The sequence below is a fragment of the Mameliella sp. CS4 genome (genome assembly GCF_019392335.1).
Lineage (GTDB): Bacteria > Pseudomonadota > Alphaproteobacteria > Rhodobacterales > Rhodobacteraceae > Antarctobacter.
In genome coordinates this window covers 1-240 of the sequence record NZ_JAHXRQ010000270.1, presented here as the reverse complement: position 1 = coordinate 240, position 240 = coordinate 1, and the positions used below count along the sequence as shown (strand labels likewise).

At 61.2% G+C, this 240-nt stretch carries 1 pseudogene; it reads left to right on the top strand.

The features are described 5' to 3' along the window. Window positions 1-44 precede the first annotated feature (44 nt). Window positions 45-116, top strand: a pseudogene (locus KZZ07_RS28245) (hypothetical protein); the annotation flags it as partial. Window positions 117-240 lie beyond the last annotated feature (124 nt).

Below are 240 nucleotides of genomic sequence, written 5' to 3'. Positions count from 1 at the left end.
AGGGCGTGATCACTTACGCACCGGGCCTGGACGAAGACGTGGTGATGGAAGCGGCGCTGGAAGCCGGCGCTGAAGATATCGTCAGCTACGACGACGGTGTGATCGACGTCTTCACCGCCTGGGAAAACCTTGGCGAAGTGAAAGACGCGCTGACCGCAGCCGTCGGTGCCGAGGTTACCGCCACACTTGGTGAAGGCATGACGCACTTCGGCCACGGTACGGTTACGGTTGTCACTCAGG